The organism is Curtobacterium sp. MCLR17_059, assembly GCF_003234665.1.
GTDB lineage: Bacteria > Actinomycetota > Actinomycetes > Actinomycetales > Microbacteriaceae > Curtobacterium > Curtobacterium flaccumfaciens.
Genome location: NZ_QKSU01000003.1, coordinates 361,013 through 368,584, shown reverse-complemented (window position 1 = coordinate 368,584; position 7,572 = coordinate 361,013). Strand labels below are relative to the sequence as shown.

Genomic DNA, 7,572 nt, shown 5'->3' with positions numbered 1-7,572 from the left:
CTCTCCGTAAAAAAATACAGACCCAACACCCGAAGGCATCAGACCGAGTTGATTCTGACTGTTGACTGTCTACTGACAATCTTCAATCCAAAAGGAATTGCTTCATGACCCAGTCAGCAAGCCGACCAGGCACGAGGTCAATCAATAAATTGGCATTGACAATGTGCACGCTGTTGAGTTCTCAAGGACCAGACGCACTCCCCGCTCGACCCCGAAAGGTTCCGCCAGAGAGGCATTCGTCTTGTACAACATCCTGGGCGCACAACCAGAGGTCGTGTTTCCGAGGAGTTGGTTGCCTGAGCGGGACCCCGTCCGGACTGCATCTCCAGGTGTTCAACCCGGTGATCGTCTCGGCCGTTCCGTTCTCCGCCTCAGCGGCAACGAGTGATTACTTTACGCAGAGGTGAACGGCAGCGCCAAGCCGGCCCACATCCCGGGCGTGTCGCCCTCTGCGCCGCGGTTGCGTACTCCCCCGGCAACGACGAACGGCCCGCTCACCACCTGGGGGAACGGGCCGTTCGGGAGCGCTGTCAGTGCCGCGCGATGACCGGGTTCTTGAGCGAACCGATGCCGGAGATGGTGACCTCGACGATCTCACCGTCGCGGATCTGCCCGACACCGGCCGGAGTCCCGGTCAGGATGACGTCACCGGGCAGGAGGGTCCAGATGGAGGACACGAACTCGACGAGCGACGGGATGTCGTGGACCATCTCGTTCGTTGAGGCCGCCTGCCGGAGGTCACCGTCGACGCGGGTCTCGATGCGGATGTCCGACGGGTCGATCTCGGTCTCGATCACGGGGCCGAGCGGGCAGAACGTGTCGAAGCCCTTCGCCCGGGTCCACTGACCGTCGCGAGCCTGCAGGTCTCGGGCGGTCACGTCGTTGGCGATCGTGTAGCCGAGGATCACGCTCGCGAAGTCCTCGCGCCGGACGTTCTTCGCGAGCGAGCCGATCACGATGGCGAGTTCGCCCTCGTGGTCGACGCGTCCGATGTCGGCCGGGAGGCGGATGGGCTCGTCCGGACCGATCACCGAGGTGTTCGGCTTGAGGAACACCACCGGGTCGTCGCCGGCGCGTTCGTCCATCTCGGAGGCGTGCTCCGAGTAGTTGAGCCCGACGCCGATGACCTTCGACCGCGGGATGACGGGTGCGAGGAGCTTGGCGTCGGCGAGTGCCACGCGCTCCCCCGTGGTCTCGAACCCCTGGTACATCGGGTCTCCCGCGAGCACCACCAGAGCGCGCTCGTCGAGGATGCCGTACCGGGGGTCTTCACCCTTGCTGCTGAACCGTGCGATCTTCACCGTTCGACCCTACCCACGCCCGCGGGTCGATCAGGACGCGTCGGTCAGCTTGATCATCCACCCGTGCGGGTCGGGACGACGGCCGTACTGGATGTCGGTGAGTTCGTCGCGCAGGGACATCGTGAGTTCCCCCGCCCCGACGGTCGGCGAACCGATCGTGAAGCCGTCACCCCGGAGTTCGGCGATCGGGGTCACGACGGCGGCGGTCCCGCACGCGAAGGCCTCGGTGATCGAGCCGTCGGCGACGCCGTCACGCCACTCGTCGAGGGTCACGCGGCGCTTCTCGACGGTCAGGCCGCGGTCCTCGGCCAACTGCAGGATCGAGTCACGCGTGATCCCCTCGAGGATGGAGTCGGAGTCGGGCGTGACGAGGGTGCCGTCGGACTTGACCAGGACGACGTTCATCCCGCCGAGCTCTTCGAGGTACTTGCCCTCCACCGAGTCGAGGAACATCACCTGCTGGCAGCCGTGCTCGTAGGCCTCCTGCTGGGGCAGCAGCGACGAGGCGTAGTTGCCGCCGGTCTTCGCCGCACCGGTCCCGCCCTTGCCGGCGCGCGCGTACTGCGTCGACAGCCAGATCGACACCGGCTTCGGGCCCGAGGTGAAGTAGGCACCGGCCGGACTCGCGATGCAGTGGTACGCGACGGCCTGTGCCGCGCGCACCCCGAGGAACGACTCCGTCGCGATCATGAACGGCCGCAGGTACAGGCTCGTCTCGGGTGCCGAGGGCACCCAGTCGACGTCGGTCTGCACGAGCTGCCGGATCGACTCGACGAACGCCTCGACCGGGAGCTCCGGGAGCGCCAGGCGTCGGGCGGACCGCTGGAAGCGTCGGGCGTTGGCGTCCGGTCGGAACGACCACACCGAGCCGTCCGCGTGCCGGTAGGCCTTGAGCCCCTCGAAGATCTCCTGGGCGTAGTGCAGGACGCTCGCGCTCGGATCGAGGGACAGCGGCCCGTACGGGTGGATCGACGCGCTGTGCCAGCCGTCGTCGAGCGTCCACTCGACCGTCGCCATGTGGTCGGTGAAGTGCTTGCCGAAGCCCGGGTCGGCGAGGATCTGCTCACGCTCGGCAGCCGCGCGGCGGTCGGCGGACGGGGTGCTGGCGAACTCGAGTCCGAAGGCGGTGTCGGTGCTCATGGGGAGGACTCCTTCTCAGGCGGTGGTGGTGCGTGCCGTGGCCGCGGCGGCGATCGCGTCGCCGATCTCGGCCGTGCGACGCGGCGTGGTGCCCCGGTCGGCGAGGTCGGACTCCACCGCAGCCGTCACCGCGGCCGCCAGGTCACCGCGACCGAGGTGGTCGAGCAACAGGGCGACGGAACGGATCGCGGCGGTGGGGTCGGCCAGCTGCTGACCTGCGATGTCCGGCGCGGAACCGTGGACCGGCTCGAACATGCTGGGGAAGGTGCCGTCCGGGTTGATGTTGCCCGAGGCCGCCAGACCGATGCCGCCGCTGATCGCGCCGGCCAGGTCGGTGATGATGTCGCCGAACAGGTTGTCGGTGACGATGACGTCGAACCGTGCGGGATCGCGCACCATGTGGATGGTGACCGCGTCCACGTGCTGGTAGTCGACCGTGACGTCCGGGTACTCGGCGCCGACGGCCGCGACGGTGCGCTGCCAGAGGGCTCCGGCGTGCACCAGGACGTTGCTCTTGTGCACGAGGGTCAGGTGGCGACGCGGGCGTCGGTGCGCCAGCGCGAAGGCGTACCGCACGACCCGCTCGACACCGAAGGCGGTGTTCAACGAGACCTCGGTCGCGATCTCGTGCGGGGTACCGGTCCGGATGGCGCCGCCGTTGCCGACGTAGGGCCCCTCGGTGCCTTCGCGGACGACCACGAAGTCGACCTCGCCGGGGTCGGCGAGCGGCGTCGGGACGGCCGGGTGCACCGTCGTCGGCCGGAGGTTCACGTAGTGGTCGAACGCGAAGCGGAGCTTGAGGAGCAGCCCACGCTCGATGATGCCCCCGGCGAGCCGCGGGTCACGCGGGTCACCGCCGACCGCTCCGAGCAGGATCGCGTCGTGCTGCGCGATCGCTGCCATGTCGTCGTCGGTCAGGATGTCGCCGGTCTCCAGGTACCGTGCGGCGCCGAGGGAGAACGGGGTCTCCTGCACCACGAGGTCGTCCGGCAGGACCGCGTGCAGGACCTTCAGGGCCTCGTCGACGACCTCGGGGCCGATGCCGTCACCACGGATGACCGCGAGTCGGATCGTCTGCGCGCTGCTCATGTCCGCCACTCCCCTAGAGCGTGATGTCGATCTCGCGGAGCGAGGACGCGTCGATCGCCGAGCGGACGTGCTCGAGGATCTCGGCCGGCACGGGCGAGTCGACCGTCAGGACGCTCAGCGCCTGGCCACCGGCGGCTTCGCGCGAGATCTGCATCGCGGCGATGTTGATGCCGGCCTGGCCGAACTCCTTGCCGTAGACCGCGACGATGCCCGGACGGTCGGTGTACTCCATGACGACGTGGTGCCGGTCGAGCGGCACCTCGACGTCGTGCCCGTTGATCTCGACGAGCTTCTCGACCTGCTTCGGGCCGGTGAGCGTGCCGGAGACGCTGATCGCCGGGCCATCGGACTGGGCACCGCGGATCGTCAGCACGTTGCGGTACTCGGGGCTGTCGGTCTCGGTGATGAGGCGGACGGTGACCCCGCGCTGCTCGGCGATGAGCGGAGCGTTGACGTAGGAGACCTGGTCGCTGACGACGTCGGTGAAGACGCCCTTGAGCGCCGCGAGCTTCAGCACGCTGACGTCGTACTCGGCGAGCTCGCCGTGCACCTCGACGTCGATGCTCGTGACCGGCGAGGTCGCGAGGGCGGTGAAGACCTGGCCGAGCTTCTCGACGAGCGGGATGCCGGGGCGCACGTACGGGTCGATGACCCCGCCGGCGACGTTCACCGCGTCGGGCACGAGCTCGCCACCGAGGGCGAGACGAACCGACTTGGCGACCGAGACGCCCGCTTTCTCCTGCGCTTCGTCGGTGGAGGCGCCGAGGTGCGGCGTCACGACGACGTTCGGGAGCGCCAGGAGCGGGGAGTCCTTCGGGGGCTCGGCGACGAAGACGTCGAGGCCGGCGCCGGCGATGGTGTTCGACGTGAGGGCCCGGTGCAGGGCGTCCTCGTCGATCAGGCCACCGCGGGCCACGTTCACGACGAACGCGGTCGGCTTCATCAGGGCGAACTGGGCGTCCGAGATCATGCCGAGGGTCTCCGGCGTCCTCGGCATGTGGATCGTGGTGAAGTCCGCCCGGCGCAGCAGGTCCTCGAGGGAGACGAGCTCGACCCCGAGCTGCTGGGCACGTGCCGTGGTGACGTACGGGTCGTAGGCGATGACCGTCACGCCGAAGGCCTGCAGCCGCTGGGTGATGAGGGCGCCGATGCGGCCGAGGCCGATGATGCCGACGGTCTTCTCGTAGAGCTCGACACCGGTGTACGACGAGCGCTTCCACGCACCGGCGGCCAGCGAGGCGTGGGCGGCCGGGATGTGCCGTGCGAGCGACAGGATGTGCCCGACCGTGAGCTCCGCCGCCGAGATGATGTTCGAGGTCGGGGCGTTCACCACCATCACGCCGGCCGTCGTCGCGGCCTTGATGTCGACGTTGTCGAGGCCGACGCCGGCACGGGCGACGACCTTGAGGACCGGTGCCGCGGCGATCGCCTCGGCGTCGATCTTGGTGGCGGACCGCACGAGGACGGCGTGCGCGTCGGACAGCGCCGCCAGGAGCGCCGGACGGTCGGTGCCGTCCACGTTCCGGATCTCGAAGTCGGGCCCGAGGGCGTCGACCGTTGCGGGCGAGAGTTCTTCGGCGATCAGGACGACCGGCTTCGACACAGCAGCTGTTTCCTCACTCGAGACGGTTGGTATCCCACCATGCTATCGACGCGGGCCGGTGGTTACGACCGCGGGAGCGGTCCTGTGGAGAACCACACGAGGGCGGGAGGCGCGGGGCGGGGCCGCACCGCGCCTCCTGGCCGTCGGCGGGTCGCGTCAGAAGTCCAGCAGCGTCGGGACGAACAGCTGGAGGTCGAGCCAGAGGGCGCCGGCGCCCGCGAAGGCGACCACGAACACCGCGATCGTGACGGGCAGGCTCGAACGCCGGGTGATGACGATCGCCGCGACGAACGCGACCGGCGCGATGAGGATGTCGAGCACGAGCCACAGCCACGGGGTGCTGGTCTGCAGCGAGTCGCCGCCCGAGGTCGTCTGGAGGAACGCGTTGAAGGCGTCCACCCGCTGGTTGATCTGCGTCAGGTTGCCGACGGCCTGCACCGTCATGTACGCGAACAGCGCCGCGAACACGACCCAGACCACGATCTTCGCGACCACGGGGGCACTGTTCCGGCGGGTCGTCGCCGGCACTGCCCCGGTCACCCGAAGCTCCGCGTCAGGAGGAACGGCCAGGGGAAGAGCACGACGGCGCCGAGGAGCATCCAGAGCAGGCGGGTCCGCGTGCGGCTGCTGCGCGCTGCCCAGAGCACCACCGTGAACCAGAGTGCCGGCGCGAGGATCGCGAGGAAGCGGAGCACCTCGACGAAGAGCGTGAGGACCGTGTCGACGCCGGAGACGTACGCGGTCGACGCGGTGAGGAGCCAGGCCACCGTGTAGAGGAGGTAGAGGCCTCCGAAGACACCGAACCCGACGAGCGCGCCGGAGGTCTCGGGCGCCTCGGGGTCCCGCTCGCCGCGCTCGCGCACCGCCACCGGGTTGTGCGCCGCGTCGACGTGGGTGGCGTCGTCGGCGTCACCCCAGCTGAGGGCGGCGTCGTCGGTGTCGACGGCGTTCGGCACGTCCGGGTCGATCGACCCGTCTGGTGGGGATGCTGCCGTGGTCATGCCCCGATTCTACGAGGGACACGACACCGGGAGGACCAGCGACGGCCGGGAGGCCGACGTCAGACGTCGGCCGGCTGCGTCGCGAGGACCTCGGCGACGACGTCGCGGACGGCCAGGAAGAGCGGGTGGCTCTCCATCAGGCCCGTGAGGATCTCGGTCAGCGCGTGCGCGGTCGCCCCGGAACGCAGGAGTGCGTGCAGCTCGATCGACTCCGGGTCGTTCTCGTCGTCGAACGCGAGCGCCACGCGGACGGCACCGAGCAGGTGCTCGACGGGCAGCCCGCGCTCGGCGAGCTGCGACGCCGGGCCGACGAAGCGTTCACGACGGCCGAGCTTGCGGAGCGGGTTGCGTCCGACGCGCGCGGTGGAGTCCGGCAGGTGCGGGTTCGCGATGCGGGAGAGGTTCGCGGCGACGTAGCGCGCGTGGTCCTCGGGGTCGAAGCCGTGCTTCGCGATCAGCAGTGCGGTGGTCTCGGCGAGCACCCCGTCGACCTCGGCGCGGACGGCGTCGTCCTCGAGTGCTTCGCGGATGAGCCGGATGCCCCGCACGTAGCCGTGGTAGGCGGCGGTGGCGTGCGCCGTGTTGACCGTGTAGAGCTTGCGCTCGACGAACGGCTGCAGGTCGTCGACCCACGTGACGCCCTCGATCGTCGGCGGTTCGGCGTCGGAGCCCAGGAACGGGGTGCGCTCGATGACCCACTCGTAGAACGGTTCGAGCACGACGTCGAGGCCGCCGGACTGACCGAGCACACCGGACTGGTCCGGGACGATGCGGTCGATCGCGCAGTTCGCGAAGACGGCGGCGATGTCGCGGTCTTCGAGGATCGGTGCGCGGCGGATGCTGGCGTGCAGCGAGTCGGTCGCGTTGAACGCGTTCTCGCAGGCGACGATCGTGACGTCGCCGCGCTCGAGCGGACGTGCCGCGAGGCCCTCGGCGATGAGCGGCGCGACGAGCGGGAGTGTCCGAGCGCCCACGGCGGTGGTCACCACGTCGGCCTCGGCGATGGCCTGCACCACACGCTCGCGGTCGGTCTTGCTGCTGAGCGCGCGGAACCCGTAGACGAGGTGCTCGACCGGCATCTCGCCGACCTCGTGCACCACGAACCGGCCGGCTTCGTTCAGGGCCGAGACCACGCGTTCGTCGACGTCGACGAAGGTGAGCTCGTAGCCGCTCGCCACGAGGAACTGGCCCACGAACCCGCGCCCGATCTTGCCGGCGCCGATGTGGACCGCTCGCTTCGTCACCGCCATCGAACGATCATCCCATGCTGGTCGGGGCGGTCCTGACCGCGGGTGCGCAGCACGGCCGACGGGTGTCGGGAATCGTCCGCGCGCACGGCGGAGGGACGCCGGTCCGCGGCGTCGGGGCTGGAGAAGAGCTGCTGCATAACGTTCGGGTCACATCGCGAGGCGGCGGTGCAGGTGCACCGCCGCCTCGT

7 protein-coding genes are annotated in these 7,572 nt (G+C 69.5%); all 7 read right to left on the bottom strand.

Translation table 11 applies throughout. The features are described 5' to 3' along the window. Window positions 1-530: 530 nt before the first annotated feature. The 7 genes from DEJ12_RS07285 to DEJ12_RS07255 all read right to left on the bottom strand — a co-directional run bounded on the left by DEJ12_RS07285 (window position 531) and on the right by DEJ12_RS07255 (window position 7,384). Window positions 531-1,301 (bottom strand): fumarylacetoacetate hydrolase family protein, encoded by a 771-nt coding sequence (locus tag DEJ12_RS07285; RefSeq protein WP_027466538.1) that lies wholly within the window; start codon window positions 1,299-1,301, stop codon window positions 531-533. Window positions 1,302-1,331: 30 nt separating this feature from the next. Further along, complete coding sequence (locus DEJ12_RS07280) at window positions 1,332-2,441, bottom strand: branched-chain amino acid aminotransferase (RefSeq protein ID WP_111029506.1); 1,110 nt, start codon at window positions 2,439-2,441, stop codon at window positions 1,332-1,334. Window positions 2,442-2,456: 15 nt separating this feature from the next. Then, window positions 2,457-3,530, bottom strand: coding sequence for a 3-isopropylmalate dehydrogenase (locus DEJ12_RS07275; RefSeq protein ID WP_111029521.1), 1,074 nt, complete (start codon window positions 3,528-3,530; stop codon window positions 2,457-2,459). A 13-nt stretch (window positions 3,531-3,543) separates the two neighbouring features. Continuing rightward, on the bottom strand, window positions 3,544-5,133 hold the full coding sequence (gene serA / locus DEJ12_RS07270; RefSeq protein WP_110865397.1) for a phosphoglycerate dehydrogenase: 1,590 nt from the start codon (window positions 5,131-5,133) through the stop codon (window positions 3,544-3,546). A 156-nt stretch (window positions 5,134-5,289) separates the two neighbouring features. Further along, entirely contained in the window at window positions 5,290-5,628 is a 339-nt protein-coding gene (locus DEJ12_RS07265) for a hypothetical protein (RefSeq protein WP_110865396.1), read from the bottom strand. Window positions 5,629-5,669: 41 nt separating this feature from the next. Further along, window positions 5,670-6,134 carry a hypothetical protein gene (locus DEJ12_RS07260; protein ID WP_111047588.1) on the bottom strand — a complete coding sequence of 155 codons (465 nt, stop codon included), beginning with the start codon at window positions 6,132-6,134 and terminating at the stop codon, window positions 5,670-5,672. Window positions 6,135-6,193: 59 nt separating this feature from the next. Continuing rightward, window positions 6,194-7,384, bottom strand: coding sequence for a mannitol-1-phosphate 5-dehydrogenase (locus DEJ12_RS07255; RefSeq protein ID WP_111029505.1), 1,191 nt, complete (start codon window positions 7,382-7,384; stop codon window positions 6,194-6,196). Window positions 7,385-7,572 lie beyond the last annotated feature (188 nt).

What these genes read in the sequence shown, in the direction of transcription:
- DEJ12_RS07280 (WP_111029506.1), bottom strand. Translation starts at nt 2,441, where the DNA reads ATGAGCACCGACACCGCCTTCGGACTCGAGTTCGCCAGCACCCCGTCC.
- DEJ12_RS07275 (WP_111029521.1), bottom strand. Translation starts at nt 3,530, where the DNA reads ATGAGCAGCGCGCAGACGATCCGACTCGCGGTCATCCGTGGTGACGGC.
- DEJ12_RS07260 (WP_111047588.1), bottom strand. Translation starts at nt 6,134, where the DNA reads ATGACCACGGCAGCATCCCCACCAGACGGGTCGATCGACCCGGACGTG.
- DEJ12_RS07255 (WP_111029505.1), bottom strand. Translation starts at nt 7,384, where the DNA reads ATGGCGGTGACGAAGCGAGCGGTCCACATCGGCGCCGGCAAGATCGGG.